General features: G+C 57.5%; 10 protein-coding genes, 2 tRNA genes and 3 rRNA genes. 6 read left to right on the top strand and 9 right to left on the bottom strand.

Annotated elements, in window-relative coordinates:
• Positions 1-1,048: 1,048 nt before the first annotated feature.
• From AC6I1V_RS11255 to AC6I1V_RS11245, 3 genes are all read right to left on the bottom strand, one after another.
• Positions 1,049-2,455, bottom strand: coding sequence for an MATE family efflux transporter (locus tag AC6I1V_RS11255; RefSeq protein ID WP_308772147.1), 1,407 nt, complete (start codon positions 2,453-2,455; stop codon positions 1,049-1,051).
• Positions 2,456-3,107: 652 nt separating this feature from the next.
• Positions 3,108-4,541, bottom strand: a complete 1,434-nt coding sequence (locus AC6I1V_RS11250; RefSeq protein WP_497736993.1) for a carbon starvation CstA family protein — start codon at positions 4,539-4,541, stop codon at positions 3,108-3,110.
• Positions 4,542-5,371: 830 nt separating this feature from the next.
• On the bottom strand, positions 5,372-6,814 hold the full coding sequence (locus tag AC6I1V_RS11245) for an outer membrane homotrimeric porin (RefSeq protein WP_497736992.1): 1,443 nt from the start codon (positions 6,812-6,814) through the stop codon (positions 5,372-5,374).
• A 934-nt stretch (positions 6,815-7,748) separates the two neighbouring features.
• On the opposite strand from AC6I1V_RS11245, the gene ftsY reads away from it, so the two are divergent.
• From ftsY to AC6I1V_RS11220, 5 genes are all read left to right on the top strand, one after another.
• Positions 7,749-9,422, top strand: coding sequence for a signal recognition particle-docking protein FtsY (gene ftsY / locus AC6I1V_RS11240; protein WP_497736991.1), 1,674 nt, complete (start codon positions 7,749-7,751; stop codon positions 9,420-9,422).
• Between the two features lie 428 nt (positions 9,423-9,850).
• Positions 9,851-11,587, top strand: a complete 1,737-nt coding sequence (ade, locus tag AC6I1V_RS11235; protein WP_486854577.1) for an adenine deaminase — start codon at positions 9,851-9,853, stop codon at positions 11,585-11,587.
• A gap of 11 nt (positions 11,588-11,598) precedes the next feature.
• Positions 11,599-12,258, top strand: a complete 660-nt coding sequence (gene thiE, locus AC6I1V_RS11230) for a thiamine phosphate synthase (protein WP_486854576.1) — start codon at positions 11,599-11,601, stop codon at positions 12,256-12,258.
• A 114-nt stretch (positions 12,259-12,372) separates the two neighbouring features.
• Positions 12,373-13,131: a hypothetical protein gene (locus AC6I1V_RS11225; protein WP_486854575.1), complete on the top strand. Its 759-nt coding sequence runs from the start codon at positions 12,373-12,375 to the stop codon at positions 13,129-13,131.
• 779 nt (positions 13,132-13,910) lie between these two features.
• Positions 13,911-14,192: a hypothetical protein gene (locus tag AC6I1V_RS11220; RefSeq protein WP_497736990.1), complete on the top strand. Its 282-nt coding sequence runs from the start codon at positions 13,911-13,913 to the stop codon at positions 14,190-14,192.
• Positions 14,193-14,758: 566 nt separating this feature from the next.
• Here the strand turns inward: AC6I1V_RS11220 and rrf are convergent.
• The 5 genes from rrf to AC6I1V_RS11195 all read right to left on the bottom strand — a co-directional run bounded on the left by rrf (position 14,759) and on the right by AC6I1V_RS11195 (position 19,801).
• Positions 14,759-14,873, bottom strand: a 5S ribosomal RNA gene (rrf, locus tag AC6I1V_RS11215).
• 52 nt (positions 14,874-14,925) lie between these two features.
• A 23S ribosomal RNA gene (locus AC6I1V_RS11210) occupies positions 14,926-17,855 on the bottom strand.
• 157 nt (positions 17,856-18,012) lie between these two features.
• Positions 18,013-18,088, bottom strand: a tRNA-Ala gene (locus AC6I1V_RS11205).
• A gap of 6 nt (positions 18,089-18,094) precedes the next feature.
• Positions 18,095-18,171 (bottom strand) — tRNA-Ile (locus tag AC6I1V_RS11200).
• A gap of 79 nt (positions 18,172-18,250) precedes the next feature.
• Positions 18,251-19,801, bottom strand: a 16S ribosomal RNA gene (locus tag AC6I1V_RS11195).
• The 16S, 23S and 5S rRNA genes sit together here with 2 tRNA genes alongside, the layout of an rRNA operon.
• Positions 19,802-20,487: 686 nt before the next feature.
• Between AC6I1V_RS11195 and AC6I1V_RS11190 the strand changes: the two genes are divergently transcribed.
• Positions 20,488-24,819: a molecular chaperone Hsp90 gene (locus AC6I1V_RS11190; RefSeq protein ID WP_486853417.1), complete on the top strand. Its 4,332-nt coding sequence runs from the start codon at positions 20,488-20,490 to the stop codon at positions 24,817-24,819.
• Between the two features lie 481 nt (positions 24,820-25,300).
• Here AC6I1V_RS11190 and AC6I1V_RS11185 read toward each other — a convergent pair whose 3' ends face one another.
• Positions 25,301-25,882, bottom strand: coding sequence for a hypothetical protein (locus AC6I1V_RS11185; RefSeq protein WP_302551251.1), 582 nt, complete (start codon positions 25,880-25,882; stop codon positions 25,301-25,303).
• Positions 25,883-25,903: the final 21 nt, after the last annotated feature.

Raw genomic sequence — 25,903 nt, 5'->3', positions numbered from 1 at the left:
AATATAAAACAACTATATCCATAGCAAATACTTAATATTTTATTTTTCAAAATAGTAAATAAAAATTCAACTGAACCAGTTAACCACGATAGGGCTCCATTCCTACGCAGGTTTAAGAACGGAATTCATCGCCAGAAAAATATTCTATATACATCCCGATATATGGGAATACTCATTATATTTATGGCTGTGTTATAGAAAATGGTTGATGCTTTTTTCCTTGAAGTTCCAAAGGGATAACCGGCAAAATGCCTTAGCCGTGGATCCCGCCAAGGGGAAAACAGGAGAAAAAACTGTATTTTCACCACACTCTGGAGATGAAACAACCACAAACTATAACAGAGCCATATTCATAACAGCGCATTATGAAAGATAAAAAAGGCTCTGTCATAGCATGTGGTTGTTTCATCCCACCAGTATGCTGAAAATACAGCCTTTTTCCCCATTTTTTCACTGATAGGCTCCATGATTGGAAAAATTTTATTGATTATTCCTTTGGAATTTCAAGAAATAAAGCATCAACCGTTTCCTACGGCACAGCCATAAAAAATGGCTGTGTTATAAAAAATGGTTGATGTTTTTTTCCTTGAAGCTCCAAAGGGATAGCCGGCAAAATGCCTTAGCCGTGGATCCCGCCAAGGGGAAAACAGGAGAAAAAGGCTGTATTTTCACCGCACTGTGGAGATGAAACAACCACATACTATAACAGAACCTAAAAAATACCTTTCCTTGTCAGATTACGCCGGGCCTGAACAATATCAGCGTACTGGAAAGGTGTTTTTTGTACATACCTCTTGTTTACACCGCACATAGCGGGCGTCTTATTGTTTCAGCCGTTTCGCACCCTCAACAGGCTAAAAGCCATAAACAAATCCTGTTGAAAAATCTTTCAACAGGCCGTCACCTTTCCCCAATCTCCCGCAGGAACGAACTCCCGCCGCGCAGCCTCCCCACCAGTCAAAAGTCTTTGAGGGGGAAAGGGAGGGGGTTGGGGAGGGAAAGGGGGAACTTTCTTCAGAAAGTTCCCCCTTTCCCTCCCCAATTTCCTTCACCCTTCCATAACCTTGATCCGATCAAACCCGGAAAGCAAACGGCGCTCCAACACGCGCACCCTGCTGACCAAAAGGACGGCGGCGACGGATACGCCGACGATAAACGCCGTCCAGAACCCCTGCGGGCCGACGGGGTCGCCCCACAGATGCGTCCTGCCGAGCGTGTAGCCCAGCGGCAGGGCGAGCATCCAGTAGGAAACCAGCGTTACGCACAGGATGGCCCGCGTATCGTTATACCCGCGCAGGATGCCGACGCTGACCACCTGCACGGCGTCCGTAATCTGATAGGTCGCGGCGAACAGCAGCAAGTGCGACGCCAGCCCGAGCACTACCGGATCATTGTTGTAAACGGCGGCGATCTGATGCCTCCAGAGGATGGTCACCGTCGCCGTGCAGCACGCCGCCATGCAAGCCAAAAGCCATGAGGAGCGGCTTGCCACGCGGACGGCCTCCACCGACTTGCGCCCAAGGGCAAACCCCGTGCGGATGGTTGCCGCCGTACCGATGGACAGCGGAACCATGAACAGCAGCGAGCTGAAATTCAGGGCGACCTGATGCCCGGCCACCTGAATGGCCCCAAGCGGCGCGATGAGCAGCGCCACCGCCGCGAACAGCGTCACCTCAAACAGCATGGCCAGCGCACCGGGGAAGCCGATTCCCACCAGCTTCTTGAGCGTTGCCCAAGCGGGGAGTTCCCATACCCGCCAAGCCATCAGTTCCCTCAGGTAGGGATGGCGGGAGGCATACACCACCATCGTCAGGAACATCGCCCAATAGACAATCGCCGTGGCGACGCCCGTACCCGGCCCGCCGAGCGCCGGGAGGCCGAACTTGCCGAAAATCAGGATGTAGTTGCATGGGATATTGATGAGCAGCCCCATAAAGCCCGCGAACATCGCCGGGCGCATAAGCGCCATTCCCTCCATGCCGCAGCGCAACGCCACGAACAGCAGATAGGCCGGCGCGCCCCAGATGATCGCCCGCAGGTACTGCCCCGTCATGAGCCCAAGAGAGCCCTCCACGCCCATATCGGCGAGATGGAACGATATCAGATAGACGATAATGATGAGCGGAACCGAAATGAACAGCGCCATCCAGATCCCCTGCCGCATGACGTGCCCGACGCCCTGCATGTGTTCGCCGCTCCGCATGGAGCCGGCCCCGCGAAGCTGCGCCACGCACGGCGTGACCGCAAGCAGCAGCCCCTGCCCGAACAGGATGAGCGGAACCCAAAGCGACCCGGCCAGCGCCACAGCCGCCATATCCACGGCCCCCACCCGGCCTGTCATGACCATATCCACAAACCCCATCGAAACCATGGCGATCTGCGCCAAAAGGGCTGGGACGGCAAGGGTAAACTGCGTTTTCATTTCAGTGAGATAGGCCCGACGCTTCGTAGACATGAAAAACCTCAAAAAGAAAAAAGGAGAAAGACAGCCCTCCCTGAAACACAGTTTCAAGGAGGGCTGTTGGACTATAGCTGGAACAGATAAAAAGGCAATCGCTTCCCATGCCCAAGAAAACGGAAATGGGGGCTTCGTTTGAGGGATGAAATCCCCTTTCCCATCGGGGGATGGTTCCGCATTGCGGAGTGTTCGTCCACCCGGAAACGCCCTTTCCTGCCGGGATGGAGGGGACGCACCCTGTCTGGAGCGCCCCGCTTCCGGCTTAAACGCTCAGATCATCGGAAGGCCGGATCTTCCGGCCCCGGTCAGCAGCAGCGCGAAACCAATCCCCTCCAGCGGAAATCCCCTTTCCCATCGGGGGAAGGTTCCGCATTGCGGAGCGTTCGTCCACCTGGAAACGCCCTTTCCTGTCGGGGTGGAGGGGACGCCCTTGTCTGGAGCGCCCCGCTTCCAGCTTAAACGCTCAACTCATCGGAAGGCCGGATCTTCCGGCCCACGGTCAGCAGCAGCGCGAAGCAAATCCTCTCCAGTGGAAATCCCCTTTCCCATCGAGGGAACTTCCACATTGCGGGGCGTTCGTCCACCCGGAAACGCCCTTTCCTGCCGGGATGGAGGGGACGCCCCTGTCTGGGAGCGCCCCGCTTCCGGCTTAAACGCTCAGATCATCGGAAGGCTGGATCTTCCGGCCCACGGTCAGCAGCAGCGCGAAGCAAACCAACGCAATGGCGATCCCCACGATATTGGACATCTCGTAGGACATGCCGAAGCCCATGCTCTTCTCAAAGCAAATATATACGGCACTTACAGCCGTCATGAAGCAGGCGGGCACGGAGGCAATCCAGTGGAACTTGCCCCGGTGCAGCAAGTAGGCGGCTGCGGCCCACAGCATGATGGCGGCGAGGGCTTGGTTGGCGAACCCGAAGTAACGCCACAGCATCCCAAAGGGAATGAAGTTCAGGGCGACGCCCACGACAAACAGCGGGACGGCAATCATCAGGCGGTTCTTGTGCGGGCGCTGATCATAGCCGATGGCGTCAGCGATGGTCAGGCGGGCCGCACGGAAGGCCGTATCGCCGGATGTCACGGGCAGCACCACAACGCCGAGGACGGCGAGGGCGCCGCCAAACGCGCCGAGCAGCTCCACGGAAATGTTGTTCACGACCAGAGCGGCGTTCCCCTTGGGGCCGAGGGCGGCGTCAAGGGCGGCGGTATCCGTATAGAAGGACATGCCGAGCGTCACCCAGATGAGCCCGATAACGCCTTCCGCAATCATCGCGCCATAAAAAATCTGCCGTCCATGCTTTTCGTTGCTGATGCAGCGGGCCATCAGCGGGGACTGCGTGGCGTGGAAGCCGGAGCAGGCGCCGCAAGCGATGGTGATGAACACCAGCGGCCAAGCGGGCAGGCCGGCGGGGTTCTGCGTCGTCCATTCAATATTGCTGTAGAAGGTGTATCCCTTGAAGGCCAGAGCAGCCAACAGGCCGACCGCCATGAACACCAGCAGTACGGCGAAGAACGGATAGATGCGCCCGATGATCTTGTCCACGGGCAGAATCGTGGCGAGGAAGTAGTAGGCAAAGATGATCGCCACAAAAAGCATGCTGTTTATGCCGGTCAAGTGGGAGAGCAGGCCAGCTGGCCCCGCCACGAAGACCACGCCCACCAGAATGAGCAGCACGACGGCGAACACGCGCATGAGCTTCCTGATGGGTTCACCAAGGTTATATCCAACAATATCGGGCACGGACTTGCCGTTATAACGGACAGACAGCATCCCTGAGAAATAGTCATGCACGGCACCGGCGAACACGCAGCCGATCACGACCCACACGAGGGCTATGGGGCCATAGAGGGCACCAAGGATAGGCCCAAAGACAGGCCCAAGCCCGGCGATGTTCAGCAGTTGGATCAGAAACACCTTGGCGGGGCTCATCTCCACATAGTCCACACCGTCAGGCATTTTGCAGGCGGGCGTGGGACGGTTGGGGTTCGGCCCGAACACTTTTTCCACAATGGATCCATATACGAAATACCCACCCAACAGCCCCGCAAGGGCCAACACAAAATACATCCATGAAGGCATACAAATCCCCCTCTCAACGTGAATGTTACGGAACCGCCCTCCCTTACGGCAAGGAGGCTGCTCCATTATAGTACGGAGTCTAATCCCGTATTTCTTTCTGAGTCAAGGGGGAAAGTGCTTTTTGCGCAATAGGATACAAAATCGGGCAGTCTGATTTGGGCCCCTTGGCACGCCGCATCTTCATGGAAGAGGGGCGTACCAAAAACAAAAGGCTGCGCCATAGGAAAGGCTGCTGCTTTATTTCTTGAAATTCCAAAGGAATAACCGGAAAGGCTGTGTTTAAGTTTGTGGTTGATACAAGATTCCAACTGGAAAGGAAGAGTTCTTTGGAAATTATCTGGAGGTCTCGCAACAATTCTTCAAAACCGGATTTCATGTAATGAGCAAAAAATGAGAGAGCCCCACATCACCAGACGTGGAATGAGCTTTTATCTATTGATTTTCATTGAAAAAACCATCAACCGTAAAATTAAACACAGCCACCGGAAAAATGCCCCAAGCATGGAGCCCATCGGCGGGAAAACTGGAGGAAACGGCAGTATTTTCACCATACTGTGAAGCTAACGCAACCATATATCTGACAGAACCAAATAAAAGGCTCTGTTAGAGTATGTGGTTGTTTCATCTCCACAGTTTGGTGAGAATACAGCCTTTTTCTCCGGTTTTCCTCTTGGCGGAATCCATAACAAAGGCATTTTGTTGGTTATTTATTTGCAGCTTCAAGGAAAAAAGCATCAACCATTTTCTCGAACACAGCAAAATAAAAAAGGAAGGGAGCCGAAACTCCCTTCCCATTGAAGCTAACCGGAATCGGCGTCAGCCGACTTCAATTAGAAAGCGTACTTCAGGGTCACAGCACCGCGGAAGTTGTTTTCGCGGTAGTCGTTAGTGTTGTTCCACACATTTTCATCGAGGTCGAGGTTGATGTAGCCGAGTTCGACGCCGAGGGTCAGATCCTGGTAGATCTTGTACTGGGTGTCGAAGTTGACTTCCCAAGCCTTATCGGCGGTGGTCAGGTACAGGCTGTTACCACCGTTGGTCAGGGTAGCACCGCCATGACGCACCATTTCGGTGTTGTTGGTACCCTTCACGAAGCCGACGCGGAAGATGTGGCTGAGGTCTTCCATGAAGGAAATGTCTTTCGCCTGCAGGTACACACCCATGGTACCATCGTTGGACAAGCCAAGCATATCGCAGGAAACACGGCCATAGTTGTCATCGAAACCGTAGGAAGAAACCGACCAAGAGCCTTCAATGGTGGGCATACGTTCGGAGCCGTTGTACGGGCTCTTGTCGTCACCGGAAGCATACCAGAACAGGATGCCGGGGGTGAAGTAGTCCATCTTGTACTCACCAAGGATAGAAGCGAACCAGCCAGCGCGCTCTGCATCGAAGTTCTTACCACCCATGGTCTTGTAAGAACCCATATCAACGCTACCGTAAGCAGCATCAAGAGCAAAGCGGAAAGGATCAAAGTAGGTCAGTTCAGAAGCAATACCCACCCACCAAGCATAGCCATGACGGTCAAGGGAGCTGTTAGCGAGGTTGTCGGTTCCAACGGGCAACAGGCGCTGCAGGTGCGACCCACTCGTCCCATACCAGTCTTCGACACAGTCACCAGAGTTATCAAAGCTGTCGCGACCAATAACGCCACCCATAGCCCACGGGGTCACCTTCACGCCGTCGAAGGTCATGGGTACAGTCAAGCCCACGAAATCCATGGCGTCGCTGTAGCTGTGTCCGGTGGAATAGCTTTCACCAGCGTGGTTGTCATTTTCAGCACGGAGCCAGAAAAGGCTGGCACCCACGTTTTCGGTGAACTGACCGGAGATGGTGATACCAGCGCCATCAGCGGAACCGCCGCCGAGGACAGGGTTGTTGGAAACGAAGCCGGGCAGGCTGAAGTTCTGGAGACCCATACGAACCTTGGCGTCGGTCTGGGGGATCACCCAGTCAACGTAGCTGTAACGAACCTTCACAACCTTGTCGTCGGTACCGAGGGAAGCGCCATCAGAAGACTTACCCCAGTTCTGGTCGCCGATTTCGAAGAACACAACGCCCTTCAGGGATTCGGAAGCGATGACGTCAATCTGGGTACGCAGACGCTGTTTCGCAGAGAACTTATCCTTGCCGGAATTTTCAGCGAAGGTGTTATCACCCACTTCCCAAGAAAATTCCCACAAACCCTTGGCCTTGATATCAGCAGCCTGAGAACCAGCCGCAGCGCCGAGCACGAGGCCGGCAGCAAGAAGCAGAGTCACGATGCGCTTCATTTCTATTCCTTCCTTCTTAAATAAAATTCCTTGCTCAGTGAACACAGGACAATCCAGTGTTCGGGTCTCTTTTCTCACAACTCTAAACCGAGATCAAGCCTTTTTGTAAAAAAATTTAAACTTCGTGATTCTCATCCCTCTCAAACGGCCCTGCAAGGCAAAATCCCTGTACCGCCTCTGGGTGATGAGGGGCCCACGGGCTCCACTAGTTGCCGCTCTCGGAGTCCGTACCGTCCACCTAGGGGAGAATGGGCCACTGGCGTCGAGTTCCGAAGCCTGTTCGGGGGAGTACCGCCCTATGGGAATGAGGGGCCGCCCCTTCTCTGACGAGGGATTCACCTTTTCGATGATTTTCTAAAAAATTCGTTTTGAATTTTAGACAGTTGAAATGTGTCTTTCACTCAATAGCGAATGTCTCCCCTGACACGCATATTGCCCCAGCCCGCGCCGCCATTGTACCCCCCGGCCCTGCCCTTCCCTGACGCAGGCTCGAAACGACGATCCAGCTTCCACAAGGCCGCCCCTCCCCCGGCCCTTTCCCGGATACGGGCAACCGCGTGGTGCCTTCTGGTTGTACGGCAATCCCGCCCCTGCCCTGACACGCATCTTGACCCAACCCGCGCCGCCATTGAGCGCCCCTGCCCCGCCCTTCCCCTGACACGGGCTCGAAACGACGATCTGTTTTCCACAAGGTCGCCCCTGCCCCGGCCCCTTCCCGGATACGGGCAACTGCGTGGTGCCTTCCGGCTGTACGGCAATCCTGCCCCTGCCCTGACACGCATCTTGACCCAGCCCGCACCGCCATTGTACGCCCCGGCCCTACTCCTTCCCTGACGCGGGGCTTGACGGGACGCCGCAAGTACGCAAATAGTCGTATTGTACGGTTGCTCAACGCTCCCGCCCGCATCCAAAGACCTCTTTTAAGGATAGACGCATGGGTTTCTTCTCAAGTATCAAACGGCTGTGGTCATCGAATAAAACTGAGGCAACTCCGCAAACGCCGCAGGTTCCGGCAGAGGAAGCGCAGGCCGCTTCCCAGCCGACTGAAGCGGAAGGCGGCACGTCCCCCGAAACGCCTCCCGCGCCCGACACGCCGCAGCCTCCTGCGGTTTCGGAAACGTTGCCGGAAACGGCCTCCGCAGGGCCGCAGCAGGCCGCTCAGGAAGCGGATCAGCCCGCAGCCGGACAATCTTTTGAACCGGACGGAGCCCCCGCACACGCGCCCATGACCGCCGAACCGGACGCCTCCCCCGCGCCTGTTGCCGCACGCACAGCAAAGGACGGCCTGCCCGGAGCCTCCACCTCCGCGTCTGCCGCACATGCCGCGGGGGGCGGACTGCCCGAAGCGCCCGCGCCCGTTGCCCAGCCTGCCCCCCAGCCGTATGCGCCGGTGGAACCCTCAGGATGGCGGGCCACGTTGCTGCTTGCCCTCCGGGAAGCCGAGCCGCGCCTGTCCGTGTGGCTGTCCATCGTTCTGGAAGACCTCGGCCCCGATGCGCGCACGGGTGACGAGCTCTGGGAACGGGTCCGCTTCCTTTTGACCGCCCTTGGAGCCCCGGAAAACGAAGCTGATGCCTTCGTCGCCGATTTCGCGGCGTGGGCCGAGCGCATGGAATACGAAGAAGTGGCGGACTTCCGTTCGGAATTGCAGTACCGCCTCGCCCTTGCGCTCGATCTTGAAGACGAGGAGGATGAGCGCAGCCGTATTTTCCTCAAGCTGCATCAGGGGTTGGAACGAACCCGCGAACAGCTCGGCAAAGGGCTTTCCACCCTCTTCGCCAGCCACGGCGACCTCTCCGCCGACTTCTGGGACGAATTGGAAGAACTCTTTATTATGGCGGACATGGGCGTCGAAGCCGCGGCCGAACTGTGCAAGCGCCTCAAATCCCGCGCTCGTGCCGCTTCCGCAACCACCCCTGAGGAACTCCGCCCCCTCCTTGCGGCGGAACTGGAAGAGATTTTCCGCATCCCGCGCGGCGTTGTGGCGGTCAACCCGCCTGAGGTCGTGCTGATCATCGGCGTCAACGGCGTGGGCAAGACCACGACCATCGCCAAGCTCGCCTACCGCGCCCGTATGCAGGGCAAAAAAGTCCTCCTTGCCGCCGCCGACACCTTCCGGGCCGCCGCCGTGGAACAGCTTGGCATTTGGGCGGAACGCACGGGTTCCGGCTTCCACTCCAAAGGGCAGAACGCCGATCCCGCTGCCGTGGCATGGGAAGCGATGGATATAGCCATCAGGGATCAATATGATATTCTGTTTATTGATACCGCCGGGCGTCTGCACACCAAAAGCAACCTGATGGACGAGCTCCACAAAATCCGGGAGGTCATCGCCCGCAAACATCCCGGCGCTCCGCACCGCAGCATCCTTATTGTAGACGCCACCACCGGCCAGAACGCGCTCCAGCAGACAAAGATATTCAAGGAAGCCGCCGGGATTGACGAACTCATCCTGACCAAGCTCGACGGCACCGCCAAGGGCGGCGTCGCCGTAGCCGTTTCCATGCAGTACGGCATCCCGATCACCTATGTCGGCCTCGGCGAAAAAATGGAAGACCTCCGCCCCTTCAACGGGGATGACTTCGCCAAGGCGCTCCTTGAGCAGTAACGGGACGATAAAAAAGGGAGGAACCTTTCTGCAAAAGGCTCCTCCCTTTTGAGGACGGGGTCATCCTGAGCGGATTGGAATTCTTGGGGAAGGGGGGCTTTTTTGAAGAAGGCTTCTCCTTCCCTACGTTTGCCCGCGTAGAGCCAGCCGCACCTTTTCCAAACGTTTTGTGCCTATTGAACCGTTCACAATCCTTTCTGAGGCAGGCCGCCTTTGGGACACGGCATCTGAAAGCAGCCACCTGCCGCCCTCCCCTCCCCCTCACAACCCTTTTGACTTTTTTCCGTTTTTTTCCGAAAGTATACCATTTCACACGTAAACCATCCTCAAAAAAACACGCTTTGGAGCGGGCGGGGCCTTTGGGGGAAGCAGCGCCCGCGCTTCTTCGCCCATCCCCTTCCCCTGTTCCCCATACGCCGGAGACCTGCATGTACGACATCGACGATCTGAAAAACCTTGTGGACATGGCGGCGGGCGGGCGCAGCCCCGCCGACCTCCTCATCACCAACGCGAAGCTGGTGGACGTGCTGACCGGAGAAATCCGGGAAACAGACGTCAGCGTGGGCGGCGGCAAAATCCTCGGCTTCTCGCATACCGAGGCTGTGAAGGTCGTTGACGCGCAGGGAGCCTACCTGCTGCCCGGCCTCATCGACGCCCACATCCATATCGAATCCAGCATGGTAAGCCCCGCGCGTTTCGCCGGGCTGGTACTCCCGCACGGCACCACCAGCGTCGTGGCCGATCCGCACGAAATCGCCAATGTCCACGGTCTGGAAGGCATCCGGTACATGCTGGAAAACGGGCGCCATCTGCCGCTCAACATTTTTATCTCCCTCCCCTCCTGTGTCCCGGCGACGCCGTTCGAGGATTCCGGCGCGATCCTTTCCGCCGAAGAACTGGAAGAGCTCATCGACGACCCCAAAGTGACCGGGATCGGCGAAATGATGAACTTCCCCGGCGTCGTCTCCGGCGACTACGACGTGCTGGCAAAAATCCAGCTCGGCACGTCCCACGGCAAAATTGTGGACGGGCACGCCCCCGGCCTGTTGGGCCGGGATCTCGACGCCTATCTCGTCACCGGGATTACGAACACCCATGAGTGCACCACGCTTGAAGAAATGCGCGAGAACCTTTGCCGGGGCAGCTACATCCTGATCCGCGAAGGCTCCGCCGCCAAAAACCTCCGAACGCTCCTGCCCGGCGTCACGCCCGGCAACGCGCGGCGCTGCGCGTTCTGCTGCGATGACCGCCATATTGAGGATATCGTTTCCGACGGGCACATGGACAACCATTTGCGCCTCGCCGTAGGCATGGGGATGGACCCGGTACAGGCCGTCACCATGTGTACGCTCAACGCCGCGGAATGCTTCGGGCTGCGCAACAAGGGAGCCGTCGCCCCCGGCAGGGACGCCGATTTCATCCTTGTGGACGACCTCAAGGCATTCCGCGTGCGCAAGGTCTTCACGGCCGGACGGCTGATCGCCGAAGACGGGCGTGTCCTCATCCCGCTGGATGACGCGGCTGCGGGGGCGCCTTCCCATTCCATCCACCTCAAGCCGCTGGACGAAGATGCCCTGTCCTTGCCTGTCCGCACCGGAAAGGCCCGTGTCATCGGCATTGAGCCCGCCTCCCTCGTTACGAAAAACCTCATCCGCGAGGTAAAGACCGATGATGCGGGATGTTTCCAGTCCTCGCTGAATCCCGGCCTGACCAAAATCGCGGTCATCGAACGGCATAAGAGGACGGGAAAGCTCGGCATCGGGATTCTGGAAGGCTATGGGCTCACGGGAGGGGCCATAGCGACGACCATTTCCCACGACTCCCACAACATTGTCGTAGCGGGCGACAACGACCCCGATATGCTGCTTGCCGTCCGGGAGTTGGCGGACATGGGCGGCGGCATCGTCTCCGTGCACGGAGGGGCTGTCCGGCGTTTACCCCTCCCCATCGCGGGCCTCATGACCTCCGCCGATCCGCAGGAAGTCAACGCCGTCCATCATGATATGCTCGTTGCCGCGCGTGCGGAGCTCGGCATCCCCGAAGACGTCGAACCGTTCATGACCCTCAGCTTCATGGCCCTCCCCGTCATCCCGGAACTCAAGCTGACCGCCCGCGGCCTGTTCAACGTCAACACTTTTTCCTTCGTCGGCGTGGAAGCCGACTGATGAGGTGCGCCATGCCCAGACTCTTGCCGGGGACATCCCCCGAAACCGATCTTTATGCCCTCACCGACGATGAGCTGTCCCTCGGCCGTCCGGCGGTTGAAGTCGCCAAGGCCCTGCTCGACAGCGGCATCAAGATCCTCCAGTACCGCGAAAAGGAAAAAAAGGCCGGGCAGATGCTCAAAGAGTGCATGGAACTGCGCAGCCTGACCCGCGAGGCCAGCGCCTGCTTCATCGTGAATGATCACGTTGACATCGCCATCCTCTGCGAAGCCGACGGCGTACACGTCGGCCAGGAGGATCTCCCTGTCGAGGCCGTGCGCCGTCTCGTTGGCCCGGACATGATCATCGGCCTGTCCACCCATAGCCCGGAGCAGGCCCGCGCAGCCGTGGCCTCCGGCGCCGACTATATCGGGGTCGGCCCCATTTACCCGACGCAGACCAAAAAGGACGTATGCGCCGCGGTAACCCTCGACTACCTTGATTGGGTGGCCGCCAACATCACCCTGCCGTTCGTCGCCATTGGGGGCATCAAGCGCCACAACATTGCGGACGTCATCGCGCATGGCGCCCGCTGCTGCGCCCTCGTTTCCGAGTTCGTCAGCGCCCCTGACATTCCCGCCCGCGTTGCCGAAGTCAGGGCTGCAATAAAAAAAGAGTGTTTTTACAGGTGAGAGGGCAAATTATTCCCTCTCGCCGCCATGTTGCGCGATGGAGGGCGGGCGCATTCCAAGAGTGCTTTGCAGGAAGCGCTTGACCTCCGCCTGATACGGTCATATGTGTTCGACATGAACGGAATCTTCCATGCTCCCAAGTGGTTCGCTCTGCTTCTCCTCGCCGCGTTCACGCTGGCGAACAGCCCCGTGTGGGCCGCTCCGAAGCCTGTCGCCGACAAGGGCGGAGAAAAAAAGGAAGAGGTCGTATGGGGCGAAATGCCTGCTGGAGCCAAAACAACCTATATCGGCATCCATGGAGGCACAGTGCCCGTCAGCCTGCTGACGGCGGGGGACGGTTCCCCTATGATCGCGCTCGTGGGCCTGACCGGAAGCGATTTCCTGAACTTTCTGCGTACCAACGGCAGATTGCAGGAAGAACCCCTGTTTGCCGACAACACAGGGATCTACGCTCCGGGGGCTTATCCTTCGGATATGGACGACAACCCCGTACAGCCGGCAGAGCCTGACGCATCTGCACCACAGCCGACTAATAACGCGACGCAACCTGTGACCGGGAACGCTACACAGCCGCTGGCAAGTGAGCAGACAGCGCAGCAAACCGCCGACAGCCAGCCTACGGAGCTTCCCGAAACCGATCCCGCCATCCCCTCCGAGAGCAATGCTACGCTGCTTTTGGCTGGCTCATCTTCTGGAGACATTCCCGTCATCTATGCCACAGGACGGAACTTTGAACGGCTGAGCCTTGTCCCCGCTAACTGGGCCCCCTTTGGCCTGACTGAAAAAGCCCTTTCGCTTGAAGGGGAAGTAAAAGTTCTCGCCCCGCCCAAGATGCTGCCCAAGCGGCACGCTCTCAAGAAAAAACGGCGCTAATCGTTGATGAACTCACCCAAAGAGGGAAGGAACGTTTCTCCTTCCCTCTTTTTTATTGGCCCTGTCATAGCAAAAGTCTGATGTTCCATTCCATGCAATTCGAGATAGATACTGAAGAAAATATTTTTTGCCGTTGGGCTCGCCAGCAACTTCCTTCAAAAACTCAGTGGAATCAATGCCTGTAAAATCACATCAATCAAATGCTGTGGCAGAGCCTTTTTAGACAGAGCTTTTTTAGCTGGCTGTGTCCTAGGCCGTGTCGCCAATTATATATAACATATTTAAATTAATTAACTATTTTAAGTCATAAAATATTATTTATATAATTTCAAATAGTTATATCTAACATGACGACACAATCTAGAAAATCGCTGCTGCTCTTTTTCTTGAAGTTCCAAAGCAATAACCAGCAACATACCTTAGCCATGAATTCCGCCAATGGGAAAATTGGAGAAAAAGGCCGTATTTTCACCGTGCTATGGAGATGTAACACCCACATGCTATGGCAGGGCCTTTAGTTTATTCGCCTCGGGTTCACACCGATTTTAAGGAATACAGAGTTTATTCTCTCCTCTTTTTTTAAGGTAAGCTGAAACTCAGTTTCCGCTAAGGCTCTTTCCATCCCCCACTCAAAGGTTTTCCGGTACAACTTCTCAACTGCTACACATAGCAATGAGCTATGCCCTAGAGGAAAAATTCCTTAAAGTTGAATAAATAGCAATCCCTCTCCTCCAGTTCTGATAGCCGTAGTTTTCCATCTGCTGAAGCGTAAAAACGAAGTGTTCGCAGCCTGGAAGAACACCTTTGAGGACCGCATCTTTGCTTTTGCAGCGCTTCTTAAAGGCTGTGCAGCAGCAAACGATAGAGTTTTTTGTCCCTGTAATAAGTATCTGGCTGTTTTATCTATGCAATACAACACTACAAGTATAGATTTTATCCAATTTTCTGCCGATGGACACTATGGTTGGGGGATTTTGGGTTATTCCATTGGGATTTCAAAAAAGCATCAACCGTTTCCTATGGCACGGCTTTATGTTGGAGTTTCAGGTGATGGCCAGTAAAAGCCTGCGATCGTAGGGTCTGGCAAGCGGGAAAAGCAGAGAAAAAACGGGATGCCTGTCATGTTTTAAAAAGGCTCTGTTATAGTTTGTGGTTGTTTCATCTCCACAGTGAGGTGAAAATACAGCCCTTTTCTCCGGTTTTCCCCTTGGCGGGAGCCACGACTAAGGCATTTTGCCGGTTAATCCTTTGGAACTTCAAGGAAAAAAGCATCAACTATTTTCTATAACACAGCCTTTAAGAAAGGATACCACGCCCCACGGCAGGGGTTTCTTAAAGGCATTGGAACCGGGGGAGTACGGAGGGGGAGAGGGGAAGTTACGGGAAGGAGGCTGGGGCCGTTAGAAGGAGAGAGAGAGAGAGAGAGAGAGAGGAGGCCCTGAAGCCGTAAAGGGAAGAACTCCGGGTGGGAGGGAAGCCGAGGAGGAGGAGGGAGGGCAAGGCTGAGGAGAAAAACGGGGAGGGGGGAGGATTACGTGATTGGGGAGTGCGGAGGGGGATGCGGGGAGTGCCTGCAAGACAAAAAAACAACGGGCCGTCTTACGAAGACGGCCCGTTGGAAATAAAGTCTTGGCGTTGTTCTACTTTCCCACGTAAGAATGCGCAGTATCATCGACGATGGAGAGCTTAACTGCCGAGTTCGGAATGGGATCGGGTGTACCCTCTCCTCCATGAACACCAAGACAAATCTCTATTAATATGAATTGATAGGGGGTAGGAAGGGGAAAGTTTTTGACAAATAAGCCGCTCGGGCTATTAGTACTGGTCAGCTGAGCGCGTCGCCGCGCTTACACCTCCAGCCTATCGACCGGGTAGTCTACCCGGGCCCTTCAGCTCTTTCGAGGGGAGAACTTATCTTGAGGCAGGCTTCCCGCTTAGATGCTTTCAGCGGTTATCCCTTCCGCACATAGCTACCCTGCTGTGCCGCTGGCGCGACAACAGGATCACCAGGGGTGCGTCCATCCCGGTCCTCTCGTACTAGGGACAGGCCCTCTCAATTCTCCTTCGCCCACAGAAGATAGGGACCAAACTGTCTCACGACGTTTTAAACCCAGCTCGCGTACCACTTTAAACGGCGAACAGCCGTACCCTTGGGACCTGCTTCAGCCCCAGGATGTGATGAGCCGACATCGAGGTGCCAAACCGCATCGTCGATGTGAACTCTTGGATGCGATCAGCCTGTTATCCCCGGCGTACCTTTTATCCAATGAGCGATGGCCCTTCCATTCGGGACCACCGGATCACTAACGCCAACTTTCGTTCCTGTTCGAGATGTCTCTCTTACAGTCAAGCTCCCTTATGCGTTTGCACTCAGCGCCTGGTTTCCGATCAGGCTGAGGGAACCTTTGCATGCCTCCGTTACACTTTAGGAGGCGACCGCCCCAGTCAAACTACCCGCCAGACACTGTCTTTCTCCGGGATGACCGGAAGAAGTTAGGATCTTAAACATGCAAGGGTGGTATTTCAACGATGGCTCCCCCCATACTGGCGTACAGGGTTCACAGCCTCCCACCTATCCTACACATGCAGGCCCAAAATCCAATGTCAAGCTATAGTAAAGGTGCACAGGGTCTTTCCGTCTTTCTGCGGGTACACGGAATTTTCACCGCGACTGCAATTTCACCGAGTCTCTGGCCGAGACAGTGTGGAGATCGTTACGCCATTCGTGCAGGTCGGAACTTACCCGACAAGGAATTTCGCTACCTTAGGACCGTTATAGTTACGGCCGCCGTTTACTGGGGCTTCAATTCGGAGCTTTGCTTGCGCTGACTCCTCCTTTTAACCTTCCAGCACCGGGCAGGCGTCAGTCCGTATACGTCGTCTTTAGGACTTCGCACAGACCTATGTTTTTAGTAAACAGTCGCCACCACCAATTCACTGCGGCTCTCCGGGGCTTCATATGTTAAACATGTCACCCTAGAGAGCACCCCTTCTTCCGAAGTTACGGGGTTATTTTGCCGAGTTCCTTGGCCAGAGTTCTCTCGAGCGCCTTGGATTGTTCATCCCACCCACCTGAGTTGGTTTGCGGTACGGATTGCTGCGGATATACTTAGGAGCTTTTCTAGGCAGCATAGACTCAACGGCTTCAGGGCTTGCGCCCACGGACTCGCGTCTCAGATTCGTCCGGCGGATTTGCCTACCGGATATTCCTACACGCTTGCACCGGGATATCCAACACCCGGCCCGCCTATCTTCCTGCGTCCCTCCATCGCGCTACGCAACAAGTACAGGAATATTAACCTGTTTTCCATCAGTTACGGCTTTCACCCTCACCTTAGGATCCGACTAACCCTGGGAAGATTACCTTTACCCAGGAAACCTCGGGTTTTCGGCGAATATGTTTTTCACATATTTTATCGTTACTCATGTCAGCATAATCACTTCACTACAGTCCAGCATGCCTTCCGGCACACCTTCAGCCCGTAGCGAACGCTCCCCTACCCAACCTCCAAAGGAGATTGCCAAAGCTTCGGTACCATGCTTAGCCCCGTTACATTTTCGGCGCAGAGCCATTAGACCAGTGAGCTATTACGCTTTCTTTAAACGATGGCTGCTTCTAAGCCAACGTCCTGGCTGTCTGAACGGTTCCACTACCTTCACCACTGAGCATGGATTTGGAGACCTTAGCTGTTGGTCTGGGCTGTTTCCCTTTTGACGACGAACCTTCGCACCCGCCGTCTGACTCCCGGGATACAATTAAGCGGCATTCTGAGTTTGATAGAGTTTGGTAATCTGGTAGGACCCCTAGCTCTGTCAGTGCTTTACCTCCGCTAATCAATTCCCGAGGCTATACCTCAATATATTTCGGGGAGAACCAGCTATCACCGGGTTTGATTGACCTTTCACCCCTATCCACAAGTCATCCGGAACGTTTTCAGCCGTTGACGGTTCGGTCCTCCACAAGGCTTTACCCTTGCTTCAACCTGCTCATGGATAGATCACCCGGTTTCGGGTCTACTCCAACGTACTAGTCGGCCTGTTAAGCCTCGCTTTCACTGCGGCTACGCTTTCGCTTAACCTCGCACGGTAGAGTAACTCGCTGACTCATTATACAAAAGGCACGCGATCACTGCAAAAAGCAGCTCTCGCAGCTTGTAGGCAACAGGTTTCAGATTCTATTTCACTCCCCTAACAGGGGTTCTTTTCACCTTTCCCTCACGGTACTAGTTCACTATCGGTCGCTGAGGAGTACTTAGCCTTAGAGGATGGTCCCCCTAGATTCCCACGAGGTTCCACGTGCCTCGCAGTACTCAGGTACCGGCTGCGTCCTTTTCGGTTTCGTGTACGGGGCTGTCACCCGCTATGGCGGAGCTTTCCAGCTCGCTTCCCCTGCCTACTCTGGAATCACGTATGCCGGCCCTACAACCCCGAATGGTCGAAACCATCCGGTTTGGGCTCTTCCCATTTCGCTCGCCGCTACTTTGGGAGTCTCGTTTGATTTCTCTTCCTCCGGGTACTGAGATGTTTCACTTCCCCGGGTTGGCTTCTCTGGACCTATGTATTCAGTCCAGGATGATGGGACATGACTCCCATCGGGTTTCCCCATTCAGAAATCACCGGATCATAGGATGTTTAGCTCCTCCCCGATGCTTATCGCAGCTTACCGCGTCTTTCATCGCCTCTCAGCGCCAAGGCATTCACCTGTTGCCCTTGATATCTTATTTCTCAAGAACTTTACTATTCCCTTCCCATTCCCCTATTCAATTGTAAATGAGCAGCAACCGCCGGTTTTTCCGGCCGGTGCGACCAGGCCATGCCTGGATGACTGCCGCGAAACCTTCGCGCCAATGACCAATCATGGACTGTACGTCAGCAAGCTTGTGGTGGAGGTAGGCGGAATCGAACCGTCGACCCTCTGCGTGCAAAGCAGATGCTCTCCCAGCTGAGCTATACCCCCGATAAGTGGTGGGCCTGGAAAGACTTGAACTTTCGACCTCACGCTTATCAGGCGTGCGCTCTAGCCACCTGAGCTACAGGCCCCTGACGTTGACTTCTCAAAGAGCATGGCATCAAGCCCTTGTTCCTTGCAAGTGAAGAGCGAGTTGGGAATTTTTCCTGTAAAGGAGGTGATCCAGCCGCAGGTTCCCCTACGGCTACCTTGTTACGACTTCACCCCAATCATCGGCCCTACCGTAGACGGCTGCTCCTCTTGCGAGTTGGCCCACCGGCTTCGGGTAAAACCGACTTTCGTGGTGTGACGGGCGGTGTGTACAAGGCCCGGGAACGCATTCACCCGAGCATGCTGATCTCGAATTACTAGCGATTCCGACTTCATGGAGTCGAGTTGCAGACTCCAATCCGGACTGGGACGCGTTTTTTGGGATTGGCTCCACCTCACGGTCTCGCTGCCCTTTGTGCGCGCCATTGTAGTACGTGTGTAGCCCCAGGCGTAAGGGCCATGATGACTTGACGTCGTCCCCACCTTCCTCCCCGTTGACCGGGGCGGTCTCTCCAGAGTGCCCAGCTTTACCTGATGGCAACTGAAGATAGGGGTTGCGCTCGTTGCGGGACTTAACCCAACACCTCACGGCACGAGCTGACGACAGCCATGCAGCACCTGTCTTAGGGCTCCCCGAAGGGCACCCCTTCATTTCCGAAGGGTTCCCTAGATGTCAAGCCTGGGTAAGGTTCTTCGCGTTGCATCGAATTAAACCACATACTCCACCGCTTGTGCGGGCCCCCGTCAATTTCTTTGAGTTTCAGCCTTGCGACCGTACTCCCCAGGCGGGGTGCTTATCGCGTTGGCTACGGCACCGAGACATACATCCCAGCACCCAGCACCCATCGTTTACGGCGTGGACTACCAGGGTATCTAATCCTGTTTGCTACCCACGCTTTCGCACCTCAGCGTCAGTTACCGTCCAGGTGGCCGCCTTCGCCACCGGTGTTCCTCCAGATATCTACGGATTTCACTCCTACACCTGGAATTCCGCCACCCTCTCCGGTACTCAAGCCCGACAGTATCAAGGGCAGTTCCACAGTTGGGCTGTGGGATTTCACCCCTGACTTACCGGGCCGCCTACGTGCGCTTTACGCCCAGTGATTCCGATTAACGCTTGCACCCTCCGTATTACCGCGGCTGCTGGCACGGAGTTAGCCGGTGCTTCCTTTGGGGGTACCGTCAAGCCCTCGCATTATTCACACGAGGGGGTTTCTTCCCCCCTGACAGAGGTTTACGATCCGAGAACCTTCATCCCTCACGCGGCGTCGCTGCGTCAGGCTTTCGCCCATTGCGCAATATTCCCCACTGCTGCCTCCCGTAGGAGTCTGGACCGTGTTCCAGTTCCAGTGTGGCCGGTCATCCTCTCAGACCGGCTACCCATCGTCGCCTTGGTGGGCCGTTACCCCGCCAACCAGCTAATGGGACGCGGACTCATCCTTAAGCGATAGCTTGCAAGCAGAGGCCATCTTTCCCCCCAACGATAAAATCGGGAGCGTATTCGGTATTAGCGACCGTTTCCAGCCGTTATCCCCATCTTAAGGGTAGATTATCCACGCGTTACTCACCCGTGCGCCACTTTACTCATCCCGAAGGACTTTCACGTTCGACTTGCATGTGTTAAGCACGCCGCCAGCGTTCAATCTGAGCCAGAATCAAACTCTCCAGTTGATTGAAAACAACTAGCTTGCCCATATTTCTATGAGCTAAAACTCAAAGTATCTTTTCCCAACTCGCTCTTCACTTGTCAAAGAACCAGAGGCCGTTGCCTCAGCCGCGTCGGTTTCCGTCAGCGGCGAAGCGGGAACTTACCCCGCCCGGTCCAGCTTGTCAACAACTTTTTTTTCAAACCCCGAAGTTTTTTTCGAGGCGCGCCTTGAGGATTTCTCCCCGGCGCAGAAGCGGGAACTTACCCCGACCCCTTCTCGCTGTCAACAACTTTTTTCCGTTTTTTCAAAAAACTTTTTGCCCCGCCGTGCCCGGCCTCACGGCCCTGCCCGGCTCAACGGGACGCTTTGTCCCGCAGCGGCGAGAACGGGTTATGCACCTCTGCGCGACTCCTGTCAACGACTTTTTATTTTTTTCCTGATTTTTTTCTCCACCCCCGATAACGCCCCCGTGTCGTCTGGCGTTTAATCTGGGGATATCATATACTTTCTTTAATAACTTGCCGACGGCTCCGGAGCGGCGTATTTACAGTTGTCGCCCTGTGAAAGCGACCACGTCCCCGTCCCGTACGGCAACGGCGTGTCCTGATGCAGGCTTTTCCATCCTTTAGTTTGCCTTCCCGTCACCCGAACCCCACATCGCCTATGCACTCTTTCTTGCCGTTCAAACATTCCCGCCTCCGTGTGTGCATGCCGCTCTTTGCCGCGCTGCTGCTCTTCCTGATCCCCGGTACCGGCGGGGCCGATCCCGCGCCCGCGTCTCCCACCCCGGAAGTTTCCACGGCGACGCCCTCCGTCGTTCAAGAGGCGCTCCAGGCCGTGGCCAAGCAGACGGCACCGGAAACGCCCGCCTCCCCGGTGGTGCAGACGGCTTCGGCCCTCCCAGCGGTTTCCGGCGAAGCCGCCTCCGCCCTGGACAAAGAGGGCGCCTCCGCTCCCCTTCAGGCGGCGTGGCTGCTGGATCCCAAAGGCACCCACACGCTGACCGACGTCCTTTCTCCAGACGCCCAAAAGGAATTCAAGCCCTACGAGCCGGAATCCCTCCCGCATCAGGCGGGAACCATCTGGATACGCCTCGATCTTGAGGGCAAGGCTCCGGCCTTCCCGCTCGTGCTGGATCTGAATACCCGCATCGCCTCGCAGCTTCCCGGCATCCCGCAGGTCTGGCTGGCCCGCCCCGGCGAGAACAACGGAACGCCGGTGCGCCCCACCAGCGAAGGGCTTTATTCCCTGCCGAACCCGCTGCCGGATCAAACAAGCATCTATATCCGGGTCAACGGCATTCCGGCTCCCGGCTTCGCCCCCACGCTCCGCAATGCGGCGAGCCTGACCCTTGTGGACGAACTGGGGACACAGCCCCAGCTTGTCGCATTGGCCGTGCTGCTGTTCCTGTGTTTGCTGCGCGGGGTCGCAGAACGCCGCGAATGGCGCATGTGGGCCGCGCTCTATATCGCCGCCGTCTGGGTACAGGCGTTCTGGGGCTTGCCCACGACGCCCGCCGGGGAAGTCAGCCGCTGGGACATGCCGGGGCTGCTCGCGCCCGGCGTCGCCCTGCTCATCCTGCCGCATGTCGGCAGGCATATGCTGCGGACGCGCCACCACGCCCCCTTCATTGATATGCAGTTCGTCCTGCTGGCCCTCTTCGGCATCGCCCTTTCCGCCGCGCCGCTGATCCCCGGCTATACGTGGACGCTGCAATTCCTCCCGCTGTGGCCCCTGTTCATGCTCCTGCTCCTGCCCGGCACCCTCGCGGCCTGCATCTGCAAGCTCCCCGGCGCAAGACGCTTCCTGCTGATCTGCATCCTGCCGCCTCTGGGGATGCTGGCGCTGTTCCCGCTCTCCCGCCTGCTCCCCGAACCGATCATCAGCCTGCTGCCCCGCGCGCTGGAAAGCTTCATGACGCCGGGCGTGGTCAGCCTCATCCCGCTGACCGGGCTGGCCTTGAGCGCCCTGCTCGCCGCGCTCTGCCCAAGCCCGAAGCCGCTCCCCGCCCCGAACCGCAGCACACGGGACGCCAAAAACGGCAGGGCGGGAACCGCCGCGTTGGAATTGGGCGGGGCCTCCAAGGTTTCCGAAACCTCGTTCGACCGGCTCCCCCCGTTTTCCGCCGAGCCGGAGGGCCTTGAACTCGCCGACTTCCCGAAGAGGAAACCTGCCGCCGCCAACATGCGGCCTGAGCCCGCGCGGGCCGCCGAAGCCTCCCGGCCCACATCCCGCACCCCGGAAAAAAGCCCGTATCCGCAGGCCCTGCAAGCGCCCCTTTCCGCCGGGATGGTGGAGGAATCGCTCCGCGCCCCGCTGGATGCCCTGCTCCGGGCCATCAGCGCCGTGGATCAATCGCAGCTCTCCGCCGAAGCCCGCCGCCGCACCGACGCCCTCGGCGTGGCCGGGCGCAACCTTGCCACAGCCATCGGCAACATGGGCAGGGGCGTTTCCCACGCTCAGGATTTCGACCGCAAGGAACGGTTCGATTTGAACCAGCTTCTGCTGGAAACCCATGAAGCGGTCTCCAGCCTCGCCGAATCCAAGAACCTCGGCCTGTCGTGGTTCATCGCCCCCTACCTGCCCCGCTGTTATGAAGGGCGGCGCGCCCAGCTCGCCAATGTGCTGGCCCTGCTGGTCGAGAGCGCGGTACTCGCCACCGATCGCGGCATGGTGCAGATCCGTGCCCAGCGCCTGCCCGAAAGCACCGATCCCGGACATCTGCTGTTCACCGTTTCGGATACGGGTTCCGGTATGCCGCCCCTTGAACGCAGCACGCTGGCCCTTGTCCGCACATGGGAACTCGTAGGCCCTGACGGGGAACTCGTTTCCCTCGAAAGCGGCCCCAAGGGAACCACCGTTTCGTTCAGCATGAGGCTCGCCGCCCACGTCGAACAACAGCCCGTCCCCGCCGCGCCCGAACCGGACAAGGAAACGCTGTCCCGCCTGCCCGCGAGCTCCCTGCGCATCATCGTGGCGAGCAGCGTCCCGGCGAACCGGCAGATGTTGTCCTACTATCTGGATGAACTGCCCCATGAAATCATCGAAGCCCGGAGCGCCGGGGAAGCGAAAGCCCTTTACCGCCGCACCCCCGGAGCCCTGATCATTTTCGATGACGACATGCCGGAGGAAAGCATCGCCGAAGCCGTGGCCTCCATCCGCATTTTTGAAGGCGAGCACAATTTCCCGCTGGCCTCCATCCTTGCGCTGGCCGGCAGCGACGAACAGATCGACGCCCTGCGCCGGGCCGGGTGTACCCATTTCCTCAAGAAGCCGATCACGCGCAAGGATCTGCGCGTCCTGACCCTGCGCCTCGCGCCTGTTTCGCGCCGCTTCAAGGATACGGGCGGCGCATCCCCAAAACCCGCGCCCAAGCCGCAGGCGGCTGCGCCCAAGAGTCCGCCGCGCGTCTCGCCGGATATTCCCAACCTTCCGGAATTCCCGGAACCGGCAAAGCCGCTCCCGGCCCTTTCCACGGACGGCAACAGCCACGCCGCCGAACCGGCGCCTGCCAAGAAAGGGCTCTTCGCCTCCCTGTTCGCGCCGTTCCGCAAGCAGGCCAAGCCAGCCGCACCCGAAACGCCCGCCGTGGCCGCCCCGGTTGACGAGCCCGTCATGACGCTTACGGAAAAGGCCCCCGAAAAGCCGATCAAGCTGTCCAGCGTGGGCGAACCCATGCCCATCAGCAAAGCGCCCTCCGAGGAAGCCCCCGCCCCCAAGACGCGCCCTGAGCGCCCGAACCCGCTGGAAGAACGCGCCAAGCATATGCCCGCCCAGCCGAGCGCCCCGAAAGATGCCGCGGAATGGGTCGGGGAACCCATGCCCATCATCAAGAAAAAGGACGGCGATCAGAAAACGGCTCTACAGGTTGAAGCTCCGCTCGAAATGCCCACACAGGAAAAAGAAGCGGAAAAGCGGCCCGATTCCGAACACGATTCCGTGCCGCGGCGTTCCGAAACGCCCGCTCCCCTGAATGCCATGCCTGCGCTCGACCTTGATGAGTGGGTAGGCGAACCCACCCCCATCACCAAGCCGCTGACGTTATCGGATCCGCTGACGGCTTCCGGGGAGGCCCCGTTGACGCTGGAGCCGAAACAGGCCGCTTCCCCCCAAAAGCGGGACAGCGCCCCTTTGACGCTTGATCCTGCCGACGAAGAACCGCTGACGCTGACGGCCCAAGCCGACAAGGAGGAGCCGCTCATGCTCGGCACGCCGCTGCCGGACGGGAAACCCTCCCTTTCCAACGACGCCCTGATGCTGGACGAACCGCTGGGCAACCGGCGGGAGCTTCCGTTGACCGGACTTGAGCTTGAACCGCAGGTCATCAACCTGACCGAGCCCGTCCGCACCCCCACCCCGGCACAGCCTGCGGAGAAGGGCATTCCCGATCTGTTTGGGTCTCCCCGGACAGCCCAACACTCAGGCCCGCGTTCGCTGCTGGATGAAGCGGCCTGTCTCGCCCCCTGTGAACAAGGCTCCCGCCCGACGGCAAACACGGGCGGGCTGGCCATTGACGATATTGTGGAACTCGGCGCACCGATGGATCAGGCCGCCCAGCCGCTCCCCGAAAAAAGCGCCGCCCTCCCCGAACCTCAGGAGGCACCCCTCCCACCCGTGCTTCCGGCAGAAGACGGCGAAACGGCTGCGCAGGAGCAGCCCGCAGCCACTCCCGAAACACCGGGACAAGACCCCGCCCTTCCCGCTGCGGACGGACGGAACGCCCCGCCCCAGCACGCGGAACAGGAAAGCGAGGCATCGGACGAAGCCATCCGCACCCTGCTCGCGGAACTTGATGAAGCTTTGGAGCGCGCCATCCAAGGCGAACAATCGGGCAACGCGCAAATGGTCTGTGAAGCCGCCGCCCATATCGGGCGCCTTGCCGAAACCTATGATCTGCGCGTGCTGGACGATCCGGCCCGCTGCCTTGAAGAGGTCGCCTGCTCCGGCAATATGGACGAAATCGCGCAGCTCATGCCGGATCTGGTTTCCGCCATCAACCGGAATCGGGTTTCCTTTGAAGAAACGGAGCGGGAAGGATAAGACAGCAACGCATTCCAAAGCAAACACCTTTTGAAAGCGTAAGAAACATTGTGAAAGGGGAACTTCTTTATCAGGAAGTTCCCCTTTCACGCTCCCACCGAAGCAAGAGCTATCCAGCCCTTCCCAAGCCGCTCTCCCTTACTGTGGAGCCTGCGGCCTTTTCTGGGTTGCATCATCATGATCCGCATAACTATTTTAGCCCATTAAAAATATTTTTATAGCTTGAAAAATAGTTGAACTATTTGGCTCTATCATAGTACGTGGCTGTTTCATCTCTACAGCCCTTGGATAGGGCTTTACTGCCCCCACAGCATCAAAAACATCCCACAAGGCTCCCGTCCCGGCGGAAAAACTGCGCTACCCCACAGAGCGCCCGGCGTGCCGCCGCCCTTTTCCTTCCCGCCAGCCATAAAAAAAGCCCCCGCAGGCACGGAGGCTTTCCCTTCCCAAGCTGCCGGGAAAAGTTTCCCCGGCGCACATCTTACCGTCCGTAGTCGGCGGTTCCCTTGAGTTCTTCTTCGATCTCGCGGCGGACGTCATCGAGGTCGATGACGATGGGATCCATCAGGGTGAAGCCGCTCGGATTCAGCCATTCCTCATCGTCGGCGTGCTTGTCATCGTAGAACACGTTGTCGAGCACCCGATAGCCCTTGGTGCCGAGGACGTTGTCCCAGTCCGTCACGACAAAGTTGAACTTGGAAGCATCGAATTCTTCAATATTCTCCCAAATCCAGCGGAACGTGCACGTTTCGTTGTCATAGCCCAGAACCGCCAGGAACTGGGCCTTGCTGGAAAGGTACATACGCTGGCGCAGCGTGTACACGTTGCGGTACAGGAGGTTGGCGTTAAACGAAACGTCCTTCCCATCCACCTGCAAACGGATCTCGGAAGACTCGTTGAGGCGCATGCCGAACGTGCGCGTATTGCCCCTGCGCCACCAGTTCATGTACTTCTGGCTGTAGATGTCGCGCCCGCCCTCACGCATGCTCTCCGCCGTCTGGGGCGAGATGGGATGAAGCGCAAGGTCACAACTCAACCCGGTGATCTCGAAAACAACTTTCATGTCTCCTCCAGGGCCTGATGT

It is taken from the genome of Bilophila sp. T19-St14, from assembly GCF_059728385.1.
The sequence above is the reverse complement of the archived record's forward strand: the minus strand, read 5'-3'. Positions and strand labels throughout refer to the sequence as shown.

Excerpts from the sequence above, each read along its gene's own strand:
- AC6I1V_RS11185 (WP_302551251.1), bottom strand. The coding sequence starts at position 25,882 with ATGAAAGTTGTTTTCGAGATCACCGGGTTGAGTTGTGACCTTGCGCTT.
- AC6I1V_RS11245 (WP_497736992.1), bottom strand. The coding sequence starts at position 6,814 with ATGAAGCGCATCGTGACTCTGCTTCTTGCTGCCGGCCTCGTGCTCGGC.
- AC6I1V_RS11190 (WP_486853417.1), top strand. The coding sequence starts at position 20,488 with ATGCCGCTCTTTGCCGCGCTGCTGCTCTTCCTGATCCCCGGTACCGGC.
- thiE (WP_486854576.1), top strand. The coding sequence starts at position 11,599 with ATGCCCAGACTCTTGCCGGGGACATCCCCCGAAACCGATCTTTATGCC.
- ade (WP_486854577.1), top strand. The coding sequence starts at position 9,851 with ATGTACGACATCGACGATCTGAAAAACCTTGTGGACATGGCGGCGGGC.
- AC6I1V_RS11225 (WP_486854575.1), top strand. The coding sequence starts at position 12,373 with ATGAACGGAATCTTCCATGCTCCCAAGTGGTTCGCTCTGCTTCTCCTC.
- AC6I1V_RS11255 (WP_308772147.1), bottom strand. The coding sequence starts at position 2,455 with ATGTCTACGAAGCGTCGGGCCTATCTCACTGAAATGAAAACGCAGTTT.
- AC6I1V_RS11250 (WP_497736993.1), bottom strand. The coding sequence starts at position 4,541 with ATGCCTTCATGGATGTATTTTGTGTTGGCCCTTGCGGGGCTGTTGGGT.
- ftsY (WP_497736991.1), top strand. The coding sequence starts at position 7,749 with ATGGGTTTCTTCTCAAGTATCAAACGGCTGTGGTCATCGAATAAAACT.